The 22,934-nt window shown below is 42.6% G+C and carries 14 protein-coding genes; 11 read left to right on the top strand and 3 right to left on the bottom strand.

The features are described from left to right. The first annotated feature begins 117 nt into the window (after positions 1-117). Positions 118-597: a hypothetical protein gene (locus BC751_RS02235; RefSeq protein ID WP_130274128.1), complete on the top strand. Its 480-nt coding sequence runs from the start codon at positions 118-120 to the stop codon at positions 595-597. A gap of 22 nt (positions 598-619) precedes the next feature. On the opposite strand, the gene BC751_RS21830 is transcribed toward BC751_RS02235, so the two are convergent. Continuing rightward, entirely contained in the window at positions 620-784 is a 165-nt protein-coding gene (locus BC751_RS21830) for a hypothetical protein (protein ID WP_165389781.1), read from the bottom strand. 377 nt (positions 785-1,161) lie between these two features. Here BC751_RS21830 and BC751_RS02230 point away from each other — a divergent pair, with 377 nt between their 5' ends. The 10 genes from BC751_RS02230 (at position 1,162) to BC751_RS02185 (ending at position 18,275) form a co-directional block, all read left to right on the top strand. After that, positions 1,162-4,401 (top strand): SusC/RagA family TonB-linked outer membrane protein, encoded by a 3,240-nt coding sequence (locus BC751_RS02230; RefSeq protein WP_130274127.1) that lies wholly within the window; start codon positions 1,162-1,164, stop codon positions 4,399-4,401. A gap of 20 nt (positions 4,402-4,421) precedes the next feature. After that, on the top strand, positions 4,422-6,080 hold the full coding sequence (locus BC751_RS02225; RefSeq protein WP_130274126.1) for a SusD/RagB family nutrient-binding outer membrane lipoprotein: 1,659 nt from the start codon (positions 4,422-4,424) through the stop codon (positions 6,078-6,080). A 24-nt stretch (positions 6,081-6,104) separates the two neighbouring features. Continuing rightward, on the top strand, positions 6,105-7,079 hold the full coding sequence (locus BC751_RS02220; RefSeq protein ID WP_130274125.1) for a hypothetical protein: 975 nt from the start codon (positions 6,105-6,107) through the stop codon (positions 7,077-7,079). 311 nt (positions 7,080-7,390) lie between these two features. Then, positions 7,391-10,195, top strand: coding sequence for a 2-oxoglutarate dehydrogenase E1 component (locus tag BC751_RS02215; protein WP_130274124.1), 2,805 nt, complete (start codon positions 7,391-7,393; stop codon positions 10,193-10,195). Positions 10,196-10,312: 117 nt separating this feature from the next. Further along, entirely contained in the window at positions 10,313-11,851 is a 1,539-nt protein-coding gene (odhB, locus tag BC751_RS02210; protein WP_130274123.1) for a 2-oxoglutarate dehydrogenase complex dihydrolipoyllysine-residue succinyltransferase, read from the top strand. 237 nt (positions 11,852-12,088) lie between these two features. Next, positions 12,089-12,445 (top strand): four helix bundle protein, encoded by a 357-nt coding sequence (locus BC751_RS02205; RefSeq protein ID WP_130274122.1) that lies wholly within the window; start codon positions 12,089-12,091, stop codon positions 12,443-12,445. A 51-nt stretch (positions 12,446-12,496) separates the two neighbouring features. Further along, positions 12,497-13,894, top strand: a complete 1,398-nt coding sequence (lpdA, locus tag BC751_RS02200; protein ID WP_130274121.1) for a dihydrolipoyl dehydrogenase — start codon at positions 12,497-12,499, stop codon at positions 13,892-13,894. A 335-nt stretch (positions 13,895-14,229) separates the two neighbouring features. Then, positions 14,230-14,715, top strand: coding sequence for a peptide deformylase (locus tag BC751_RS02195; RefSeq protein WP_130274120.1), 486 nt, complete (start codon positions 14,230-14,232; stop codon positions 14,713-14,715). Positions 14,716-15,033: 318 nt separating this feature from the next. Next, positions 15,034-17,853 (top strand): carbamoyl-phosphate synthase large subunit, encoded by a 2,820-nt coding sequence (carB, locus tag BC751_RS02190; RefSeq protein WP_130274119.1) that lies wholly within the window; start codon positions 15,034-15,036, stop codon positions 17,851-17,853. 158 nt (positions 17,854-18,011) lie between these two features. Next, a complete protein-coding gene (locus BC751_RS02185) occupies positions 18,012-18,275 on the top strand; it encodes a DUF4834 family protein (protein ID WP_130274118.1) in 264 nt (87 codons plus the stop codon). A gap of 112 nt (positions 18,276-18,387) precedes the next feature. On the opposite strand, the gene BC751_RS02180 is transcribed toward BC751_RS02185, so the two are convergent. Both BC751_RS02180 and gcvP read right to left on the bottom strand, forming a co-directional pair. Further along, entirely contained in the window at positions 18,388-19,593 is a 1,206-nt protein-coding gene (locus BC751_RS02180) for an IS256 family transposase (protein WP_130274117.1), read from the bottom strand. A 300-nt stretch (positions 19,594-19,893) separates the two neighbouring features. Next, the gene (gene gcvP / locus BC751_RS02175; RefSeq protein ID WP_130274116.1) at positions 19,894-22,788 is read right to left on the bottom strand and encodes an aminomethyl-transferring glycine dehydrogenase; all 2,895 of its coding nucleotides are present in this window, start codon (positions 22,786-22,788) and stop codon (positions 19,894-19,896) included. Positions 22,789-22,934 lie beyond the last annotated feature (146 nt).

The following is a 22,934-nucleotide window of genomic DNA, read 5'->3' as shown; positions in this document are numbered from 1 at the left end:
TCCAGCTGTAATCATTAAATTATGGCAATTTGAAAGCTTGGATTTTCCGATTTTGAATAACAATTTATTCAAGGCATGATACTTGTATTAAATTTGTCATAGGTAAAATTTATCAATATGAGAAAAGTTTGTTTTTTGTTATTGGTATTAGGTGGTTTGGCTGTTCATCAACAGACTTACGCCCAATACACGACAGGAATAGGTGTCAGGGCTGGTGTAACTAATGGGGTTACTGTAAGGCACTTTATTGGTCAGGAGTCAGCTTTTGAAGGACTCTTTCATACCCGCTGGGGTGGATTGATTGTCACAGGCTTGTACGAGGTGCACAAAGACATCAGGGATGTCAAGGGTTTAGGTTGGTTTTTTGGGGGAGGGGCCCATTATGGGACCTGGAATGCCAAAAACAGCAACAGATCCTGGGGGGATAATTCCGTAAGTACAAGTGCATACGGATTGGATGCTATAATAGGATTGGATTATGCCTTTGGCAGAAGGGCACCTCTAAATCTCTCTTTGGACTGGAAGCCGGCCATCAATTTTGGAGAAGGCGGATTCTGGTGGGATGAGATAGGTATATCCATCCGCTATGTTTTTTGATTTTATGGGCCTGACTCAAGAATCAGGCCCATAAAACACCATCAATATAGAATTTTGCTTCTTTTTTGTTTAGCCAAGAAAAAAAAATTCCAATAAGCCTTGGGTAAAGTTTTAATTTTTTGAAGTCTTCTGATTTATTTTTAATAAAAAGCCATTCCTGTTGATGAATATTTATTAATGCCGGCATAAGAGTAGTTTTTTTATATTAAACGACTCAAAAAATTTAAAAATTAGAAATTTTTTTTCTTCAAATTTTACAAAATTATATTTTGATAACTGTAAGTGGGGTTCGAAATTTTTTGATATATCTATTGATAAAATTCCCTTTTCCAAATAATCCCTTTTTTATGCCGTTCAAAGCTTAAAAAACCCGTTTGTTTTTAATATTTCATAAAAATATTGTATAAAAAAGAATTGATGTTGTTTAATGAAGTTATAGCTTTATCAACTTGCTTAAAGTTCAAATATTTTGTAATAAAAACGTTAATGTTTGTTAAAGTTGGGGCATTTTGAAAAGTGCAATAAATAATTTTTATTTACGCATCAACTAAACTAAAATACCTTATGAGAAAAGCTTTACTCTTTGTTATTGCGCTTTTCACCGTGGCACTTACGTTTGAGGTGTCGGCGCAACAACGGGTAATTACCGGAAAGGTAATTTCCGACGAAGACGGACTGGGCTTACCAGGCGCGTCCGTGCTTGTCAAAGGTACGACCATAGGTACTACCACCGATTTGGATGGTAATTACTCTATAAGCGTACCTGCAGGATCAAATGTACTGATCTTCTCTTTCGTAGGTCTTAAGACCCAAGAAGAGGTCATCGGTAACAGGTCAGTAATTAATGTTACCCTTACTATTGATGCCGCCACCTTGGGTGAGGTCGTTGTAACAGCGATCGGTATCGAGAAGGAAAAGAAAGCCCTGGGGTATGCGGTATCTACCGTGGGCGATGAACTTATCCAAAACAGACCTGAAGCAGACGTTTCGAGGGTATTGCAAGGAAAAGTTGCCGGTGTAAACATCACAGCTACCAACGGTATGTCAGGTTCCGGTACCAACATCATCATCAGGGGTTATTCCTCTGCCACCGGTTCTAACCAGCCTCTTTTCGTTGTAGATGGGGTGCCATTTAGTTCTGGTACCAACGCAACCGGTCAATTCAACAGAGGTGGTGCAACTACTTCCAGCCGTTTCTTGGATATTGATCCAAACAATATCGAGAACGTGTCTGTTTTGAAAGGCCTTTCCGCTACCGTATTGTATGGTGACCAAGGTAGAAATGGTGTAATCTTGATTACTACCAAATCCGGTACCAGAAAAAGAAAAGCGGCGGAGGTAACGATTAACCAGTCTGTGTTTGGTAACCAGGCGGCTTCATTGCCAACTTTCGGTCAGACTTATGGTAACGGTTTCCAGCAGCAGCCGGGTTTGTTCTTCTCCAATTTTGGTCCTAGACTGGATATTGGTTTGACTATTGCTCACCCAATCGGTCAGTCTGCCATTGCGGAAATCAGGAATGCTTTCCCAGAGTTCTTTGTTCCAAATCCTGATGGAACACCTTCTACTACGCCAATCAGGTATGATTACAGGGCGTACGAGGACGTTAGTAAAGTGTTCTTTAGAACAGGTGTTGTTTCTAATACCTCTGTTCAAATTTCAGGTGGATCAGACAGAACTGGCTTTAATGCTTCTTTTGGTTATACAGATGAATCCGGTTTTACTCCCGGCAACGAGTTGACCAAATACAATTTTGGTTTGGGTATCAACTCTGCTGTGACAGATAAATTATCTGTGAACTCTAGCTTTACCTTTGCCAGAACGGATTTGGTTACCCCTCCGGTGAACGCTGCTTTCGGTTCCGGTCCTTCTAATGGTATACCATCTATTTTTGCCAACACGCTTTACATCCCAAGATCTCATGACTTGAAAAATCTACCATGGGAAATCCCAACTACCAGAGGGTCTGTTATGCACAGGGCTGGTAATGATCAGGTAAACCCAATATGGATGTCCAAAAATATGTTAGATTATTCTGTTGTAGATAGGTTCTTTAACTCCACTTCATTGAACTACGACTTCAATGACAAGTTTGCTGTTACTTACAGACTTGGTTTGGATACCTACACAGAAAGCAGGGATGCAAAATACAACAAGGGTGCGGGTCAAGGTGTAAGTGCATTGGTTAATTCAGGCTATTACAGGTCAATTTCTATAAGAAATTCCATTTGGAACCAAGATTTGATTTTAACATACAGAACAGATCTTTCTGATAAAATCGGTTTAACTGCCTTGTTGGGTGGTAATAGCCGTTATGACAGATTTGAAAGGACAGGTTTGGTTTCTTCGAACCAATTGGCTTTCGGTCTTTTCAACCATGGTAACTTCCTGGATGTGTCTTCTAGAGACCCATTTAATGGTTTGGTTTTCGACAGATTGGAAGAAGAACAAAGAATGGGGGTATATGCGAACGTAACTTTGGATTACAGCAATTATTTATTCTTTAACTTATCTGCAAGAAATGACTGGACTTCAACGGTAGAAAAAGAAAATAGAAGAATCCTGTATCCGGGAGCTTCCGTTTCCTTTTTGCCTTCAGATGCTTTCAATTGGAATTCTTCAACTGTCAATGACCTGAAATTAAGATTGGGTTATGGTACTTCTGCAGGTTTCCCAAGTCCTTACAGCACAAGAAACATTTTGCTTCAGGCACCTAGGGCATTCATCAATACCGCAGGAACTTTGTTCCAGTCACAGTCTATTGACAATTTCTTGGGTAACCCTAACTTGAAGCCGGAATTGCACGAAGAGTTTGAATTTGGTGTTGAATCTACCATGTTCAACAACAAATTGAGATTCGATCTCTCTTTGTATCAGAAAAATACCAGAAACCTGATTACTACTGCTCCGATTGATCCTGCTACCGGATATACTTCTACTTCCATCAATATTGGTAGGATCAGGAACAGGGGTATTGAATTCCAGGCTACAGCAACTCCAATCAGTACAGCGAGTGGTTTTAGCTGGGAATCAATTGTAAACTTTACGCTTTACAGAACAGTAACCATGGAATTGGGTGAAGGCTTGGATGAAATTGTTATCGCAGGATTTACCGATCTAGGAAACTTCGCAATTCCTGGTAGACCATTCAATGTGATTAAGGGTTTTGGTATTGAAAGAACTGATGACGGCCAGCCAATTGTATTGCCTAACGGTGATTATCAAGTCTCTGCTGAATTGGAAGAACTTGGTGATCCAAACCCAGCTTGGACAGGTTCTTGGATCAATACCTTCAGGTACAAAGGATTCTTCTTGAATGCGATGATCGAGTACAGACATAGAGGTGCTATCTTCTCCAACACTGTTACCGCTACGCTTGCAAGGGGTGTAACCAAAGACCCAGTAGTAGACAGGGAATTGACCTTTATCCTTCCTGGTGTAAAAAGAGCAGCTGATGGTAGCTTCGTACCTAATGATATTCAGGTTACTGCTTCCAACTACTTCTTCAACAACTACCATGGAGCAGTTGATGCAGCCAACGTGTTTGACGGATCAGCTATCAGGTTGAGAGAAGTTTCTTTGGGATATGATATTCCTGGTTCTGTGATTTCAAGAACTCCATTCAAGAGAGCTTCTGTTGCACTTTCTGCTACTAACCTTTGGTTTAGGGCATTGAACTTCCCTCCTAACATGAACTTCGATCCAGATGTATTAGGTACAGGTGTGGGTAACGGTTTGGGCTTTGACTTCGTGACAGGACCTAGTTCCAGAAGATTTGGTGGTACTGTAACCCTTGCTTTCTAATCACCTAAAACGAAAAGACAATGAAAAGAATACTATATAGCTTATTTACTGCCCTGAGTTTGCTGGTGGTAAGTGCCTGTGACCTGGATCTGCAAGATGATCCAAATGCGGTCACTAGAAGTACAGCTAACCCTGATCTTGTTTTGAACAGGATACAGTTGGATTTTCCAGCTCATTTTGACGGAACAAGTTTCTATGGGATGAGGTTGACAAGGATGATGGGGCAGCCCAACAACTTGTATGAGCAGGCTTACATTCCAGTTACTTTTAATACTGTCTGGACCAATGCTTATGCCAACCTCTTAAATGATATCAAATTCTTGGAGGAAATTGCAACAGAAAGAAACTTCCAAAGACACTTGGGCATTGCCAGAACTTTGAAGGCTTATATCCTGATGAACTTGGTGGATTGGTTTGGTGATGTTCCTTACACCGAGGCTTTAGATCCTAACAATTTTAACCCGAAATTGGATAATGGTGCGGCAATTTATGCAGAAGCTTTGGCAATTTTGGACCAGGCTGCTGCTAACTTTACCGCAGTTCCTTCTGCCGGCAATCCACAGGATTTGTATTACAATAGGGATTATACCAAATGGAGAAAGTTGATCAATACATTGAAATTAAGGGCACATTTGAACTTGAAGCTGACCAATGCTACTGGTTCTGCTGCGGCAATCAATGCTCTGATCACTGAAGGTAATTTGATTGGCACAGGTGATGATTTTGTTTTCCGTTTCGGAACAAACTTCACCGATCCTGCTTCTCAGCACCCTTATTACAATCAATATAACAATGGTGGTGGCGGTGAATATCACTCTACCTGGTACATGTTCCACTTGACAGAAGCGAAAGGTTTTGACGATCCCAGAGCAAGATATTACCTATATAGACAGAGAATTACAAACCCCACAGATCCTGATCAATTAAGATGTATTTCTGAGATTGCACCAGGCCATTATTTAGCAGGTGGTTGGCCATTCTGTTTGCCAGGTAATAGAGGATATTGGGGTAGAGATCACCTGAACGCTGAGGGTATTCCACCAGATGGGCCTTTGAGAACCCAATGGGGCGTTTATCCAGTCGGTGGTCGATTTGATGACAATGCCAATACTTCAGTAAGCAGAGGCGCTGGTGCCAATGGGGCAGGTATTTGGCCTATCATGATGGCTTCCTTCGTAGATTTTATGAGAGCTGAAGCTGCCTTAACCCTTCCTGGTGTTGCCGGTAATACAATAGAATTGATGGAAAGTGGTATCAGAAAATCCATGAATTTTGTACGGTCGTTCTCAGTAGCATCTTCGGGCTCCAATGCTGCTGCCATTCAGGCTTGGCAAAATGATGCAGGATATGCTACTTCAGTGAACAATTACATTAACTATGTTATAAATGAATGGAATGCTGCACCAAATGATGACAGGAGGATGAACCTCATCGCCAGAGAATACTGGTTGTCTTTGTTCGGCAACGGTAACGAAGCTTACAACCTTTACAGAAGAACCGGAAAGCCGGATAACATGCAGCCAGGATTGTTGGAAAATTTTGGTACTTTCCCAAGATCGCTTCCATATCCTAACAACCACGTAGTTACCAACAGCAATGCTCAGCCTAAAGCAGGTCTAAGTGTAAGGGTGTTCTGGGATAATAATCCAATAGGCAATTTCCCAAATGGGATATATTAATCTTTGACCTTTAAATTGAAAGTTATGAAAATTAATAAAATTGGTTTTGGATTCTTGATGTCCCTTATGATGGTGTTTTCTGCCTGTGTGGACTTTGTGGATCCTACGATACCATATAAAACATTTGATACTGCCCTTTACCTAAGAACATTGGAGCGTTCAACAGACCTCAATTTCTTTAACTTGGGCAATGCACGCGTTAGGCTTACTTTAGAAGCTGTGGATGCTGAAGGGGGAGAGACACTTCAGTCTGTGGAAGTTAGGGTAAGACATAGAAGATTGATTACTGGGGTTGGTTTTCAATATATTCCAACAGGTACAGCTACCAATGTTCAAGATGTTTTGGTTAAAACGTTGACTAAAGCAGATTTTCAAAAAGCTACAGAAAACCCTAACCATCCGACTCAAACCTATTTGAGAACAACATTTGAGGTTACCGCTACGGAAATGATTGCTGCTTTGGGTCTTACAGCAGCTCAAATTGAAGGTGGTGATGTTTTTGAAGTTAGATTACGTGCCACAGACAGGTTTGGCAGAGTCTTTACAGATACCAACCGTTCTTCTGATGTAGCAGGTGGTTTCTTCTATGCTTCTCCATTCTTCTATGCTGCAAGCGTAGTCTGCCCTTCTGATCTAGAAGGTACTTACAGATTCAGACATGATGGCGCTACCGGTCCTTTAGGTTCTTGCCCTCCTTCTTTTGAAGGGACCACTACCTGGACCAGGACTGGTCCTACGACCTATAGGGTTTCTGATGGAACCTTCGGTTACTGGGCTTGTATCGGTGATACCTGGGGTAATGGTAATGTGGTTATCTCGGATGCTTGTGGTAGATTGACCATGAGTGGTGCTGATAAATATGGTGACCTCTACTCCATGGAGGTTCTCAGCTCTAGCGCATCTGAATTGGTTTTCAGATGGGTGAATACTTATGGGGAATCCGGAACAGTAACTATGTTTGCCAATGAGGGCAAGCCATTCCCTCCTGGTTTGAGATAATGATAAAATCAAGTCAACTAGTAAACTTTCTTCATAAAAAAAGCAGCGCTCTATGGGCGCTGTTTTTTTGTTTTGCTTAATTGATATACATTTAATTCTGTTTTTGACCATTTTTTGGCTTTTAATCCTGGTTACTTTAGTGTTTTTCCGTTCATATTTTCCTTTTGGAAGAAAAAGACACCGATTGATAGAATAATATTTGGTTAGGGTCGTGAATTTGAAGAAAAATAAATATATATGGATATTCGGTTATACGGTTTTTTTACAATTTTATTTACCTATACCTTTGTAAACAAAGACATTAAATCGATATGGATAATTATTCCTACATTTCCAATGCGCATGTGGCTTACATTGATGAGCTGTATGCGGAATATAAAAAGAACCCTGATTCAATAGACCCAAGTTGGAAGACTTTTTTTGACGGCTTTGATTTTGCCATTACAAAATTTGGAGAGGACGAAGAAGGTGGTGCGGTAAAAGTTGTTGCAGGAAACGGTGAGAGCAGACCTGCAGTGAGCGGTGCTTTGGCTACCAGAGGTACAATCATGGATATGGAGCAATTGCCCAAAGAGATCAAAGTAAGGGCCTTGATCCATGCTTACAGGTCAAGGGCACACCTGAGATCCAAAACCAACCCAGTAAGGGAAAGAAGGGATAGGAAAGCTTTGATTGATCTTGAGGATTTTGGCTTAGACCAAAATGATCTGAATACCGAGTTTCAAGCCGGAAATGAAATTGGTATTGGTACTGCCAAGCTTTCAAAAATTGTTGAGGCTCTCAAAATCATTTATGAAGGTGCGATTGGTTTTGAATATCTGTACATCAGGGATCCGGAGATGTTGGATTGGTTGAAAACCAAAATTGAAAAAGAAGCTCTGGCTTTTAATCCCTCTGTAGAAGAGAAAAAAAGAATTCTATTTAAATTAAATCAGGCTGTTGTATTTGAGAATTTTCTTCATACCAAATATTTGGGCCAAAAAAGATTTTCCCTTGAAGGTGGTGAAAGCACCATCCCTTTCCTGGACGCGGTAATCAATACTGCTGCGGATTATGGAGTAGAAGAGGTGATGATCGGTATGGCACACAGGGGACGTCTCAATGTCCTCGCCAATATCATGGGTAAAACTTATGAACAGATTTTCTCAGAATTTGAAGGTACTGCCAAGCCTGACCTCACCATGGGTGATGGGGATGTAAAATACCATATGGGTTATTCTTCCGATATCATTACTACAGGTGATAAAAAAGTGAACCTTAAACTGGCTCCTAACCCTTCCCATTTGGAGGCGGTGGATCCTGTAGTGGAAGGTTTTATACGTGCCAAAATTGATTCCCAGCATAAAGGGAATTCCAAGAAAGCTCTACCCATTTTAGTTCATGGTGATGCTGCGGTAGCCGGCCAGGGTATCGTGTATGAAGTTACCCAGATGGCGGGCTTGAAAGGCTATAATACCGGAGGCACCATACATTTTGTCATCAATAACCAAGTAGGTTTTACGACCGACTTTGATGATGCCAGAACTTCTATTTATTGTACAGATGTGGCCAAAATTATAGATGCTCCGGTCATCCACGTAAATGGTGACAATGCGGAAGCAGTAGTTTTTGCAGCCAAATTGGCCGCTGAATTCCGTCAAAAATTTGACAAAGACATTTTTGTGGATATGGTTTGTTACAGAAGACATGGCCACAATGAGTCTGATGAGCCAAAATTCACCCAGCCTGAGTTGTACAATATCATCTCCAAGCATCCCAATCCAAGGGAGATTTATGTAAAAAGATTGACCGAAAGAGGGGATATTGATGCCAAGATCGCCAAGCAAATGGATGAAGAATTCCGTAAGCTTTTGCAGGACAGGTTGAACATGGTGAAAGAGAAGCCTCTTCCCTATCAATTTACCAAATTCGAAAAAGCCTGGCAGGAACTGAGAAAATCCACTCCAGAAGATTTTGAAAAATCACCTGAAACCGGCATCAACCTGGATATGGTGGAGAAAGTGGCTGAAGCCCTGACCACCATCCCTAAAGGTTTCAAACCGATCAAACAAATTGAAGTGCAGTTGAAGCAAAGGAAGGACATGTTCTTCCAATCCAAATCCCTCAACTGGGCCGCAGCCGAATTGCTGGCATATGGTTCATTATTGCTGGAAGGCAAGACCGTGCGGATTACAGGGCAGGATGTTCAGCGTGGAACTTTCTCCCATAGACATGCGGTGGTACATGATGCCAATACCAACAAACCGTACAATTTCCTCAAAGAATTGAAGGACAGTAAAGCCCAGTTCCATATCTACAACTCCCTGCTTTCTGAATATGCTGTGTTGGGATTTGAATATGGATATGCCATGGCCAATCCGCATTCTTTGGCTATTTGGGAGGCCCAGTTTGGTGACTTTGCCAACGGCGCTCAGACCATGATCGACCAGTTTATCTCCTCTGCTGAATCTAAATGGGGTAAAATGAACGGTATGGTATTGTTATTGCCCCATGGTTATGAAGGCCAAGGTCCTGAGCACTCCAATGCCAGACCTGAAAGGTTCCTTCAGTTGTCTGCTGAATACAATATTGTAGTAGCCAATATAACCATACCTTCAAACTTCTTCCATTTGCTCAGAAGGCAGTTGGCATGGGAGTTCCGAAAACCTTGTATTGTGATGTCCCCAAAGTCTCTTTTGAGGCATCCAAAAGTTGTTTCTCCTTTGGAAGAATTTACTTCCGGAAGGTTCAGAGAGCTTATTCCTGATACAACGGCAAAAGCGGCAGATGTAAAACGAGTGGTGCTTTGCTCAGGTAAAATATATTACGATTTGGATGAAGCCAGAGAAAAGGAGAAAGTAAAAGATGTCGCGATCATTCGTGTTGAACAGCTGCATCCACTTCCCAAGAAGCAAATTCTAGAAGTATTGAAGCAGTACAAAGGTGCTGAGATATACTGGGTACAGGAAGAACCGGAAAATATGGGTTATTGGAATTACATGTTGAGAATGCTTTACAAGGAGATTCCAATGGAAGTGATTTCCAGAAAACCATCTGCTTCTCCAGCAACCGGATACCACAAGGTACACGTGGAAGAGCAGTCGGCCATTATCAATAAAGCGTTAAAACTTTCGTAAATAACCCCTAATCCCGAAGGCATAAAGGATTCGGGATATAGGTTTAATTTAAATTTTATCCAATTAAATTAGCCTTAGGCCTGCTGGAGCGGGCTTGGGGGTAAAAAAGAAAAAACAATGAGCCTAGAAATGAAAGTCCCCGCTGTAGGGGAATCCATTAGTGAAGTGACCATCGGAAAATGGTTTAAAAAAGACGGTGACCAAGTGGCCATGGATGAAGTGATCTGTGAATTGGAATCCGATAAAGCAACGTTTGAACTTACTGCTGAGCAAGCAGGAGTATTGAGAATAAAAGCACAAGAGGGCGAAACCTTGGAGATAGGTTCAGTTATCTGCGTCATAGAAGATGGTGCTGCCGTATCCGCGGCCCCTGCTCAAGCTGCTAAAAGTAAAGAAACCACCGCTAGCGGTACCAAGACAGGAGAGGTTAAAGAAATGATCGTTCCCCCAGTCGGAGAATCCATTACAGAAGTTACTTTGGCCTCTTGGTTGAAAGCGGATGGCGAATTTGTTCAGTTGGATGAGATCATTGCAGAAGTCGATTCTGATAAAGCGACTTTTGAATTGCCGGCCGAGGCAACAGGGATTTTAAGGCATGTTGCCAAGGAAGGGGACACATTGGAGATCGGTGGCTTGATCTGCAAAATTGAAGTGGTAGAAGGGGGTGCTCCGGCGCAAACAGCTGCCCCAGCTGCTGCTCCCGCAGCCTCATCAAGTGCTTCTCCATCTGGATCACAGACATATGCTACGGGACATGCTTCTCCTGCAGCGGCAAAAATCATAGCTGAGAAAGGTTTGAATCCAGCTGAGATCGCAGGAACCGGAAAAGATGGAAGGATCACAAAAGAAGATGCCTTGACTGCCCAGCCTAAACCACAGGCAGCTCCTCAAGCTGCAGCCCAACCCGCTGCTCCTAAAGTTTCAGAAACAGCTGCAGCTCCAAGAGTATTTGGTTCAAGAGAAAGCAGAAGAGAGAAGATGTCTTCCTTGAGAAGAACGGTTTCGAGGAGGTTGGTATCCGTGAAAAATGAAACTGCCATGCTTACCACTTTCAATGAGGTGAACATGGCGCCGATCATGGAGCTGAGAAAGAAGTTTAAAGACCAGTTTAAAGAGAAGCATGGGGTCAACCTTGGTTTCATGTCCTTCTTTACCAAGGCAGTATGCGTAGCCCTTCAGGAATGGCCTGCAGTAAATGCCATGATTGATGGGAATGAGATTGTTTACCATGATTTCTGTGACATTTCTATTGCGGTATCCGCGCCAAAAGGTCTGGTAGTGCCTGTGATCAGAAATGCCGAATCCATGAGCTTCGAACAGATTGAAAAAGAGGTTGTCCGATTGGCTACCAAAGCAAGAGACAACAAATTATCCATTGAAGAAATGACAGGGGGTACCTTTACCATTACCAATGGAGGAATCTTCGGTTCCATGATGTCCACGCCGATCATCAATGCGCCTCAGTCTGCTATCTTGGGTATGCATAACATCGTAGAAAGACCGGTAGCTGAAAACGGACAGGTGGTTATCCGTCCGATGATGTACCTTGCCCTTTCTTATGATCACAGAATCATCGATGGTAGGGAGTCAGTAAGCTTCCTGGTAAGGGTAAAACAGCTCTTGGAAGATCCTACGAGGTTGTTGTTTGGAGTTTAAAGAGAGGCGAGAAGCTAGATTCTAGAAACAAGACACAAGAGATAAGACACAAGAAACAAGAAGCAAGAAGCGAGAGTCAAAGTGTACCATGTACCAAGTACAAAGTACCATGTAGCAGAGCGTAGTACAAGAAAATGCTCAGTGGTTATTAATCGGTTATTTATCCGTTTATAATTTGTATAGTTCTTTTCTTTGCAGTTAGATTTAGGCTAAAAGTTCACCTTAAATCCAACAAATATGCACCGATACAAAGAATTACATGTATGGCAAAAGGCCATTGATCTCGCTGTTGAAGTTTACAGGATAACTGAGAAACTACCTGCAGAAGAAAAGTATGGGTTGATTTCTCAAATGAACAAATCCGCAGTTTCTATTCCTTCAAATATTGCTGAAGGGGCAGGAAGAAATGGAAAGAAAGAATTTGACAATTTCTTGGGAATAGCCTTAGGCTCTTCCTTTGAACTAGATACTCAAATTTTTATTTCTAATAGGTTGGATTATATTAACGATCAAGATTTCCAACATCTTGAGAGTGAATTGGAGCATCTTCAAAACATGATCGTTAAACTTAAAAAAAGTTTAAATATTCACTAATCACCGCGTACTTGGTACATCGTACTTGGTACTTGGTACAAAGTCTTAAATATGTACGACCTAATAGTAATCGGTTCAGGACCAGGAGGGTATGTTGCTGCTATCAGAGCGGCACAGCTTGGGATGAAAACCGCCATCATTGAAAAATATCCTACCTTGGGGGGTACTTGTCTCAACGTAGGGTGTATTCCTTCCAAGGCATTGCTCGATTCTTCAGAGCATTACCACAATGCTGCCCATACTTTCAAAACCCATGGCATCAACCTGAGTGGCCTGAAAGTGGATCTCAAGCAGATGATCGCCCGCAAAGAAGATGTGGTTAAGCAAAATGTGGACGGTATCCAGTTTTTGATGAAGAAAAACAAAATTGATGTGCACCATGGTTTCGGTTCCTTTGTGGACAAGAATACCGTAAAAGTGACCAAAGAGGATGGTTCTTCTGAGACCATTCAGGGTAAAAACATCATCATCGCCACAGGCTCCAAGCCGGCTTCACTTCCATTCATCAAAATTGACAAGGAAAGGGTTATCACTTCCACAGAAGCTTTGAAGATGAAGGAAATCCCCAAACACCTGATTGTTATCGGTGGTGGCGTGATTGGTATGGAATTGGGCTCTGTGTATGGAAGATTGGGTGCCAAAGTCTCTGTTGTTGAATTTATGGATGCCATCATTCCTTCCATGGATAGGACCATGGGCAAGGAGCTTCAGAAATCATTGAAGAAACTGGGCTTTGATTTTTACCTCAAACATAAAGTGACGGCTGTTGAGAATAAAGGAAAAGAGGTAATTGTCAGAGCAGATAACGGCAAGGGTGAAATCGTGGAAATCAAGGGTGATTATGTCCTTGTTTCCATCGGTAGAAGACCTTATACTGATGGCCTGAATGCGGAAACTGCAGGAGTAAAACTGAATGAAAGGGGTCAGGTGGAAGTGGACGATCACCTTAGAACCAATGTGCCTAATATTTATGCCATCGGAGATGTGGTTAAAGGTGCCATGTTGGCGCATAAGGCAGAGGAAGAAGGGGTTTTTGTAGCAGAAAGCATCGCCGGACAAAAACCACATATCAATTACCTATTGATCCCCGGGGTTGTTTACACCTGGCCTGAGGTAGCTTCAGTGGGTTACACCGAGGAGCAATTGAAGGAAAAGGGTATGAAATACAAAGTTGGTAAGTTCCCGTTCATGGCTTCAGGAAGAGCAAGAGCTTCCATGGATACCGATGGTTTGGTAAAAGTTTTGGCTGATGCCGAAACAGACGAAATCTTAGGTGTACACATGATCGGACCAAGAACTGCCGACATGATCGCAGAGGCGGTCGTAGCCATGGAATACAGGGCTTCTGCTGAAGATATCGCCAGGATGTCCCATGCCCACCCAACTTACACAGAAGCTTTCAAAGAAGCTTGTTTGGCGGCTACGGATAATAGGGCTTTGCATATCTAAGATTTGAGATATAAGACACAAGAAGGAAGACAAAAATAATTTCGAAATTTAGAAGACGGATTGCGGAGATAGAAAATAACGAAGTGATTGAACCCACAAAGTGGTATTTTCTCCGAGTGAAACCCGGTGGTAATGGAGGATATTAGTGTTCGGGAATCCCAACCCTAAAAGGGTTGAATTATCATGTCAAAACAAAAAAAGTGTCAAGTATTTCTAGGATAAGACAAGGGAACTATCGGGTCCATTCTTGAGTATAAGAAATTTAAATTTGAAAGAAATTTCTATGACAGAACCAGGTGCTTCAAAGGCCCTGGTTTTTTTTATAAATTGTGGTGATGAAAACAGTAGAAGACATCCTCAAACTCGGTGATCCAAGGTTGTATGAAACCTGCGAGCTGGTCAATAAGGAAGAACTTCCCTTGGTAACGGATTGGGTGAAGGACCTGCATGAGGCCATGGAAGATATCCGAAAGCGGTATGGGTTTGGGAGGGGGATTGCTGCCCCTCAATTGGGAATTATGAAGCGGCTTTTTTATCTCAACCTGGATAAACCTTATATCATCATTAACCCTGCAATCGTCCATGCCAGCGAGGAGATGTTTGAATTGTGGGATGACTGTATGAGTTTTCCCAATCTATTTGTCAAAGTGAAGAGGCATCAGTCCCTGACATTGGAATACCTGGATGAAAACTGGGAGAAACAAAGCTGGAAAGTGGAAGGGGCGATTTCTGAATTGATCCAACATGAATACGATCATTTGAATGGGGTTTTGTGTACCATGCGGGAGATTGATGAGAAGAGTTTTAAGTGGAGGGTTTAGGGGGATGGGAAGAGCCAAGTAAAAAGGCAAAAGTCGGATGTCTGATGTCGGATTAGGCCTGAAAGGCCTTGATAACAAAGGGATGGTTGTAGGTCAACCCGGATTTGAAGGGCCGTTTTGAAGTGGGATTTCAAAATTCCGATTTCGGAAGGGTGAGGTGGGGATTTTAAAAGGCGGAATTCGAGTTTGAGATAGGTTTTAATATAATCCCCAGAATTCCCGATGTTTTTTGAATTCAATCGGGCTACTTAAAATTATTTCCCTAATTTTGCACCAATTTAGCCATAAGTATTTAACCCTCTTAAAACCTCATTTAGAATGCCTAAGGACACCAGCATCAAACACGTTCTACTTATCGGTTCAGGCCCTATTGTTATCGGACAAGCTTGCGAATTTGACTATTCAGGTTCACAAGCAGCCAGGTCACTCAGGGAAGAAGGGATCAAGGTCACGTTGATCAACTCGAATCCTGCAACCATCATGACGGACCCGGTTACGGCCGACCACGTGTATTTGTTGCCACTCGAGAAAAAATCCATTGTCAAAATCCTTCAGGAGCACCCGGACATTGATGCGGTATTGCCGACCATGGGAGGTCAGACTGCGCTCAATCTCGCCATTGACTGCGATAAGGCAGGTATTTGGAAAAAATTTGGTGTCAGGATGATCGGTGTGGATATCGATGCCATCGACACGGCAGAAAACAGGGAAAAATTCAAAGCCCTGATGGAAAAAATCGGCGTGGGGGTTTGTAAGGGAGATACCGCAACTTCTTTCCTTCAAGGAAAAGAAATTGCTCAGGAAATCGGATTCCCTTTGATTATCCGTGCTTCCTATACTTTAGGAGGGGCCGGTGGAGCTTTCGTAGAGAAAGCAGAGGATTTTGAAAAACTCTTGATGGCTGGCTTGCAGGCTTCTCCTGTTCACGAAGTCTTGATCGAACAAAGCATCCTTGGCTGGAAAGAGTATGAACTGGAAGTCATGAGGGACAATTTGGGTAACATGATCGTCATCTGTTCCATCGAAAACTTCGACCCTATGGGAGTTCATACTGGAGACTCCATTACCGTAGCGCCCGCGATGACCCTTCCTGATACGGTGTATCAAAAGATGAGGAATTATGCCATCAAGATGATGAACAGCATTGGGAATTTTGCTGGAGGATGTAATGTGCAATTTGCAGTAAGCCCTGATAATTCGCAGATCATTGGTATTGAAATCAACCCGAGGGTTTCCCGTTCTTCCGCCCTCGCATCTAAGGCTACCGGGTATCCTATTGCAAAAGTAGCCGCCAAATTGGCCATTGGCTACAATCTGGATGAATTGACCAATTCCATTACAGGAACAACCTCTGCTTTCTTTGAACCTTCCATTGACTATGTGATCGTGAAGATCCCAAGATGGAATTTCGATAAGTTCAAAGGTTCAGACAGAAGATTGGGCCTTTCCATGAAAGCAGTAGGGGAAGTAATGGGTATCGGCCGCAACTTCCAGGAAGCACTTCAAAAAGCCTGTCAGTCTCTTGAAATCAAGAGAAATGGACTGGGTGCAGATGGCAAAGAATTGAAAAACCAGGAACAGCTACTTTACAGTTTGGCCAATCCAAGCTGGAACAGGCTGTTCCATGTATATGATGCTTTCAAACTGGGTATATCCTTCAGGACTATCCATGATTTGACCAAAATTGATAAGTGGTTCCTCAAACAAATCGAGGAATTGATCCACGTGGAAGCCGAAATTGAAAAATATAACATCGATACCATCCCAAGGGAATTGATGGACATGGCCAAGAAAAAAGGCTATGCAGACAGACAGATCGCTCATTTGCTAGGCTGTCTTGAATCAGAAGTCTTCAATAAGCGCTATCATGAAATGGGGATCAAGCGGGTGTATAAACTCGTAGATACCTGTGCCGCGGAATTCGAAGCCAAGACGCCTTATTATTATTCCACCTTTGGTGAAGAAAATGAGTCCCAGCCTTCCAACAAGAAGAAGGTAGTGGTCTTGGGTTCAGGACCTAACCGGGTGGGACAAGGTATTGAATTTGACTATTCCTGTGTGCATGGGGTGTTGGCTGCCAAAGAATGTGGCTATGAGACCATCATGATCAACTGTAACCCGGAGACAGTTTCCACCGACCCGGATATTTCTGATAAGCTGTACTTTGAACCGGTTTTCTGGGAGCATATTTATGAGATCATCCTTCAGGAAAAGCCTTTGGGTGTGATTGTTCAGTTGGGAGGCCAAACAGCCCTCAAGTTGGCCGAGAAAATGGATAAATACGGTATACCTATCATTGGTACCAGCTTTGAAGCCTTAGACTTGGCAGAGGACAGGGGACGTTTCTCTACCTTGCTGAAAGAAAATGATGTGCCTTATCCTGAGTTTGGTACTATCCATAATACCGATGAGGCATTGGAGTTGTGCAAGACTATAGGCTTCCCGTTGTTGGTTAGACCATCTTATGTCCTTGGTGGTCAGGGGATGAAGATCGTGATCAACGAGAAGGAATTGGAAGAGCATGTGGTAAATGTCCTGAAGGATATCCCAAATAATGAGATCCTCCTGGACCATTTCCTGGAAGGTGCCATTGAAGCCGAAGCGGATGCCATCTGCGATGGAGAGAATGTTTATATCATTGGCATCATGCAGCATATAGAACCTGCCGGTATCCACTCCGGAGATTCTTATGCAGTATTGCCTCCTTATAATCTGGGAGATTATGTGATGCGCCAAATCGAAACTTATACCCACAAAATCGCCTTGGCACTCAAAACAGTTGGGTTGATCAATATTCAGTTTGCAATCAAAAATGATAAGGTTTATGTGATTGAAGCGAACCCAAGGGCCTCAAGAACCGTTCCTTTCATCTGTAAGGCTTATCAGGAACCTTATGTCAACTACGCTACTAAGGTGATGTTGGGGGAGAAAAAGGTAACCGATTTTGAATTCAAACCAGTGAAAAAAGGTTATGCTATCAAAGAACCGGTATTCTCTTTCCATAAATTCCCTAATGTGAATAAGGAATTGGGTCCTGAAATGAAATCTACAGGGGAAGCGATCTATTTCATCGATGATCTGATGGATGATTATTTCATGAAGATTTATGCCGAAAGGAATCTTTATTTGAGTAGATAAAAAATATTGCGGAACCAAGGAGGTTTTTAAGAGACTAAAGACACAAGATACAAGACATAAGATTTGGGTTGGAAATTCAGTTTAAACTAGATCTTATGTCAGTATTCTTATTGAGAATATTGTCTTGCGTCTAACTTCTTGCATCTAAAAGTCTAAATATGGGATTTATATTTAAATTTCTTTTGATTGCCATTGCCCTGTCCTGGATATTCTCCAAACTTTTGCAGTTTTTCTTAAGAAGTAAACTGAAGCAGTTTGTGGATCATGCCAATAACCTGAAAAGGGAAGAGGAGCTGAGAAAAAAAGGCAGGTCTGGAAAAGGAGAGGTCAATGTGGACCATATTCCAAGAGATTACCAGGAAAAAAGGGCCAAGGAAATCAAAGGAGGAGATTATATTGATTACGAGGAAGTGAAGGATTAAGGTTAGAGACGAGAAGCGAGAGTAGAGAATATCAAAAGGGAGATTTCGGAAGGTGGATTTTGGAATGACACTATCCCGATAAGTGTGTAAACTTCAAATTATGGTTTTATTGTCAGGTATCAAGAAGCCTGACCCTATCACCAAATATAAGCAGGAAACTGTTAAGAATAGCTCCCCAGTCTCTGATAGGCATAGTCCATTTTTTCGATGCTTCTCTTGCAGCGAGAAAAACAGACTTCATTACGGCATCATCTGTCGGGAAAGAGAGCTTGTTTTTGGTGTATTTTCTGATCTTTCCATTGAGATTTTCAATCAGGTTGGTGGTATAGATGATTTTGCGGATTTCTGCCGGGTAATCGAAGAAAACGGTGAGTTCATCCCAGTTGTCCCTCCAGCTTTTGATGGCATAAGCGTATTTGGATTCCCATTTTTTGGCAAAATCGTTCAGGGCAGCCCAAGCAGCATCTTTTGTAGGGGCGGTATAAATTTCCTTCATATCCCTTGTAAACGCCCTGCGGTCTTTCCATGCGACATATCTACATGCGTTTCTGATCTGGTGGACGACACATATCTGAGTGACTGATTGGGGGAATGAAGCTTTTATCGTATCAGTAAACCCGTTCAGGTTGTCAGTTGCCGTTATGAGAATATCTTCAACCCCTCTGGCTTTCAGGTCGGTGAGTACCCCCATCCAGAAAGCCGAAGATTCATTCTTGCCAAGCCAAAGGCCTAGGATCTCTTTAAGGCCGTTAGTTCTGAGGCCAACGGCAATATAAACGGTCTTGTTGACCACTTTGGAGTTCTCCCTGACTTTGAAGGATATACCATCCATCCAAACGATCAGGTATACAGGGTCAAGCGGCCTGTTTCTCCATGCAACAATATCCTCCGCTACGGCACCGGTAACCCTTGAGATGGTGGAGGAGGAAACATTGATGTCATAAAGCTCCCGGATCTGTTCCTCGATGTCCTGGTTTGACATTCCCTTGGCATACATGGATATGATCACGTTTTCAACGCCCTCCGCCATGCTTCTGCGTTTGGGCACAAGGGCAGGCTCAAAGCTGCCGTCCCGGTCTCTCGGGACTCTGATTTCAGTCTCTCCAAAAGTATTTTTTATTGTTTTGGTGGAATAGCCGTTCCTTGAATTGGGATTATCGGAATTCTGATGCTTTTCATAGCCAAGATGGGCATCCAGCTCACCTTCAAGCATTTTCTCAACGGCTCTTTTCTGAAGCTGTTGAAGGAAGGAATTAAGCTCCCCGGCAGTCCTGAACTGCTTGAGGAAGTCATCATTTAGGAGATCTTCTTTTTTCATTTTTGTAATCTGTGTGTTATAAAGGTAAGAAATTGTCCACACACAGACCGGGGAGTCGCCTACCGCGGGTTCCTCAAATTCCCTGTGCGATTTCTTCTAAATCACACAGGGAATTTCGAGGTACAACTTTAACTTCGTAAGTAGTAAAACCAACTTACACAGTTTTTGTCATAGTCCCTTTGGAATTCCGACTTCCACCTTTCGAAATTCAACTTTTCTTCAGTTCAAAATCTTGTACCTATAGCAAACAAAAAGCCGATTGGAGCCCACAATCGGCTTTTTTATGCTATTCAGATCACCTTATTCTGCTGTTGTTTCTGCATATTCTTCCACCGGAATACAGCTGCACACCAGGTTTCTGTCACCATAAGCTGAATCAATTCTCCTTACAGAAGGCCAGAACTTATTGCCTTTTACATAAGGAAGGGGATAGACAGCTTTCTCTCTGCTGTATGGGAAGTTCCAGTTGTCCGCCAAAGCTAATGCTGCTGTATGGGGTGCATTTTTCAACACATTATTTTCTTTATCAGCAATCCCATCTTGTACTTCCCGGATTTCCGCCCTGATGGCAATCATGGCATCACAGAATCTGTCTAATTCAGCCATCGTTTCGGATTCGGTTGGCTCTACCATCAAAGTACCTGCAACCGGGAAAGATACTGTTGGCGCGTGGAAACCATAGTCCATCAATCGCTTAGCAATGTCTTCTACTTCTATGCCGAATTCTTTGAAAGCCCTGCAATCCAGGATCATTTCATGAGCAGCCCTTCCATTGGCTCCAGTGTATAGGATAGGATAGTGTTGCTCTAACCGTGCCTTGATGTAGTTGGCATTGAGAATAGCAATTTTGGTGGCATTGGTCAATCCCTCACCGCCCATCATCGCTATGTATGCATAGGAAATAGGAAGGATAGAAGCACTTCCAAATGGAGCAGCCGAAATGGCATGTATCGCCTGCGTACCACCTGTTTTTACCAATGGATTTCCTGGCAAGAAAGGAGCTAAGTGTTTGGCCACACAGATTGGTCCCATGCCAGGTCCACCACCACCGTGAGGAATACAGAATGTTTTGTGCAGGTTCAGGTGGCAAACATCAGCGCCGATTCTGCCCGGACTTGTCAAACCTACCTGGGCATTCATATTAGCACCATCCATATATACCTGTCCTCCATTGTCATGGATGATCTGACATATCTCCTGGATAGCCTCTTCAAATACACCGTGGGTAGATGGATAGGTCACCATCAAGGCAGAAAGCTCATTTTTATGTTCTTCGGCCTTTGACCTGAGGTCATCGACGTCGATATTTCCTTTTTCGTCACATTTTACCAAAACCACTCTCATTCCGGCCATTACCGCTGAGGCCGGGTTGGTTCCGTGTGCAGATGTTGGGATCAATGCGATATTTCTATGATGGTCACCTCTGCTCATGTGATAGGCCCTGATTACCATCAGACCGGCATATTCACCTTGAGCCCCGGAATTTGGCTGCAAAGAAGTATCAGCAAAACCGGTTATTTCAGTCAACCAGTTTCTTAGATTTTGGAACATCTCATAATATCCTGCTGCCTGATCCTGTGGTGCAAATGGATGCAATTGACCGAATTCAGGCCAGGTAACGGGGATCATTTCTGTGGTAGCATTCAATTTCATGGTACAAGAGCCCAATGAAATCATAGAGTGCACCAGGGAAAGGTCTTTGTTTTCCAGCCTCTTGATATATCTGAGCATTTCATGCTCAGAATGGTACTGATTGAAAACAGGGTGGCTCAGGTATTGGGATTTTCTTTCCAAAGTATCCGGATAATTCACCTCCAGGCTTTCAATTAAGGAATTCCAGTCAATACTTGCCTTTAGATTGGTAGATTTGGCAAATACTTCCACAACCGCTTTAACATCTTCTACCGTTTTGGCTTCATCAAATGACAGGAAGATGGCGCCCTCCTCATATCTGAAATTCATTTCAGCAGACAGTGCAAAAGCCTTTATTTTGGATTGTTGCACATCATCCACCTTGATTTTAATGGTGTCAAAATAAATATTGTTTGCTTGCTCGAAGCCGATTACCTGGAGTGCTTTGGCTGTAAGTTGGGCCAATCCATGAGTCCTTTCCGCAATTTCCTTCAGGCCTTTAGGGCCATGATAAACGGAATACATGCCTGCCATTACAGCTAACAATACCTGTGCAGTACAGATATTGGAAGTAGCTTTTTCTCTTTTGATGTGCTGTTCCCGGGTCTGCAAAGCCATTCTGTATGCCTTGTTGCCGTCTTTGTCTACGGAAACACCGATGATCCTGCCGGGTACTTGTCTTTTGTAAGCCTCTTTGGTAGCGAAGAATGCAGCATGTGGCCCTCCATATCCCATCGGTACACCAAATCTCTGGCTGGTTCCCACTACTACATCTGCACCCATTTCGCCTGGAGGGGTTAATAGGGTCAAGCTCAGTAGGTCAGTTGAAAAAGCAGTCAATACGTGATTTTCTTTGGCAGAAGCTACCAAGGCGCTATGGTCAATTACTTCTCCATCCAAGTTTGGATATTGCAACATAATACCAAACAATTCCGGATCTGTCAGGTCAAGTTGGGCCAAAGGCGCGATCACCAATTCGATTCCGATAGGTGTAGACCTGGTTACCAATAAGTCTTTGGTTTGAGGGAATATTTTCTCGTCCACAAAAAACTTATGGGCATTTTTCTTCTCTTTGGGCTTGGAAGCATAAAGCATGGTCATGGCTTCAGCTGCAGCAGTCGCTTCATCCAACAAAGAAGCATTGGCCATTTCCATTCCGGTCAGGTCCATCACCATGGTCTGATAGTTGATCAAAGCTTCCAATCTTCCCTGGGCTATTTCAGCTTGGTAAGGAGTATAAGCTGTGTACCATCCTGGATTTTCAAGGATATTTCTCAATATTACCCCAGGTACTAAAGTGTCATAATAACCCAGGCCAATAAATGATTTGAATATTTTATTTTTAGAAGCCAGGGATTTGAAATCCTTCAAGAATGCTGCTTCTGATTTGGCAGAAGGGAGATCGAGGGCTTTCTCCAATTGGATGGATTTTGGAATGGTCTGATCAATCAGCTCATCCAAAGAAGCCGCACCGATTGCTTGAAGCATTTTGGAAACTTCCTCCTGAGAAGGCCCATTGTGTCTATTTTCAAATTTGGTAGTGGGATGGAGATTAATTTTCATATTCGGATATTGTAGGGAAATTTTTGGGTTATATTCCGTTTATTTTTTGGTAGTGCAAAGGTATAAATTCTTGAACGATAATGGATTTTTCACCTCAAAGAAATATACCCAATTAACATCCAAATTGATAAACGGTTTTAATCTGT

Source organism: Cecembia calidifontis, from assembly GCF_004216715.1.
In the GTDB taxonomy this organism is placed as follows: domain Bacteria; phylum Bacteroidota; class Bacteroidia; order Cytophagales; family Cyclobacteriaceae; genus Cecembia_A; species Cecembia_A calidifontis.
The sequence above is the reverse complement of the archived record's forward strand: the minus strand, read 5'-3'. Positions and strand labels throughout refer to the sequence as shown.

What these genes read in the sequence shown, in the direction of transcription:
- BC751_RS02185 (WP_130274118.1), top strand. Translation starts at nt 18,012, where the DNA reads ATGGGATTTATATTTAAATTTCTTTTGATTGCCATTGCCCTGTCCTGG.
- BC751_RS02205 (WP_130274122.1), top strand. Translation starts at nt 12,089, where the DNA reads ATGCACCGATACAAAGAATTACATGTATGGCAAAAGGCCATTGATCTC.
- gcvP (WP_130274116.1), bottom strand. Translation starts at nt 22,788, where the DNA reads ATGAAAATTAATCTCCATCCCACTACCAAATTTGAAAATAGACACAAT.
- BC751_RS21830 (WP_165389781.1), bottom strand. Translation starts at nt 784, where the DNA reads ATGCCGGCATTAATAAATATTCATCAACAGGAATGGCTTTTTATTAAA.
- odhB (WP_130274123.1), top strand. Translation starts at nt 10,313, where the DNA reads ATGAGCCTAGAAATGAAAGTCCCCGCTGTAGGGGAATCCATTAGTGAA.
- BC751_RS02220 (WP_130274125.1), top strand. Translation starts at nt 6,105, where the DNA reads ATGAAAATTAATAAAATTGGTTTTGGATTCTTGATGTCCCTTATGATG.
- BC751_RS02235 (WP_130274128.1), top strand. Translation starts at nt 118, where the DNA reads ATGAGAAAAGTTTGTTTTTTGTTATTGGTATTAGGTGGTTTGGCTGTT.
- BC751_RS02180 (WP_130274117.1), bottom strand. Translation starts at nt 19,593, where the DNA reads ATGAAAAAAGAAGATCTCCTAAATGATGACTTCCTCAAGCAGTTCAGG.
- BC751_RS02230 (WP_130274127.1), top strand. Translation starts at nt 1,162, where the DNA reads ATGAGAAAAGCTTTACTCTTTGTTATTGCGCTTTTCACCGTGGCACTT.
- BC751_RS02215 (WP_130274124.1), top strand. Translation starts at nt 7,391, where the DNA reads ATGGATAATTATTCCTACATTTCCAATGCGCATGTGGCTTACATTGAT.
- BC751_RS02195 (WP_130274120.1), top strand. Translation starts at nt 14,230, where the DNA reads ATGAAAACAGTAGAAGACATCCTCAAACTCGGTGATCCAAGGTTGTAT.
- carB (WP_130274119.1), top strand. Translation starts at nt 15,034, where the DNA reads ATGCCTAAGGACACCAGCATCAAACACGTTCTACTTATCGGTTCAGGC.
- BC751_RS02225 (WP_130274126.1), top strand. Translation starts at nt 4,422, where the DNA reads ATGAAAAGAATACTATATAGCTTATTTACTGCCCTGAGTTTGCTGGTG.
- lpdA (WP_130274121.1), top strand. Translation starts at nt 12,497, where the DNA reads ATGTACGACCTAATAGTAATCGGTTCAGGACCAGGAGGGTATGTTGCT.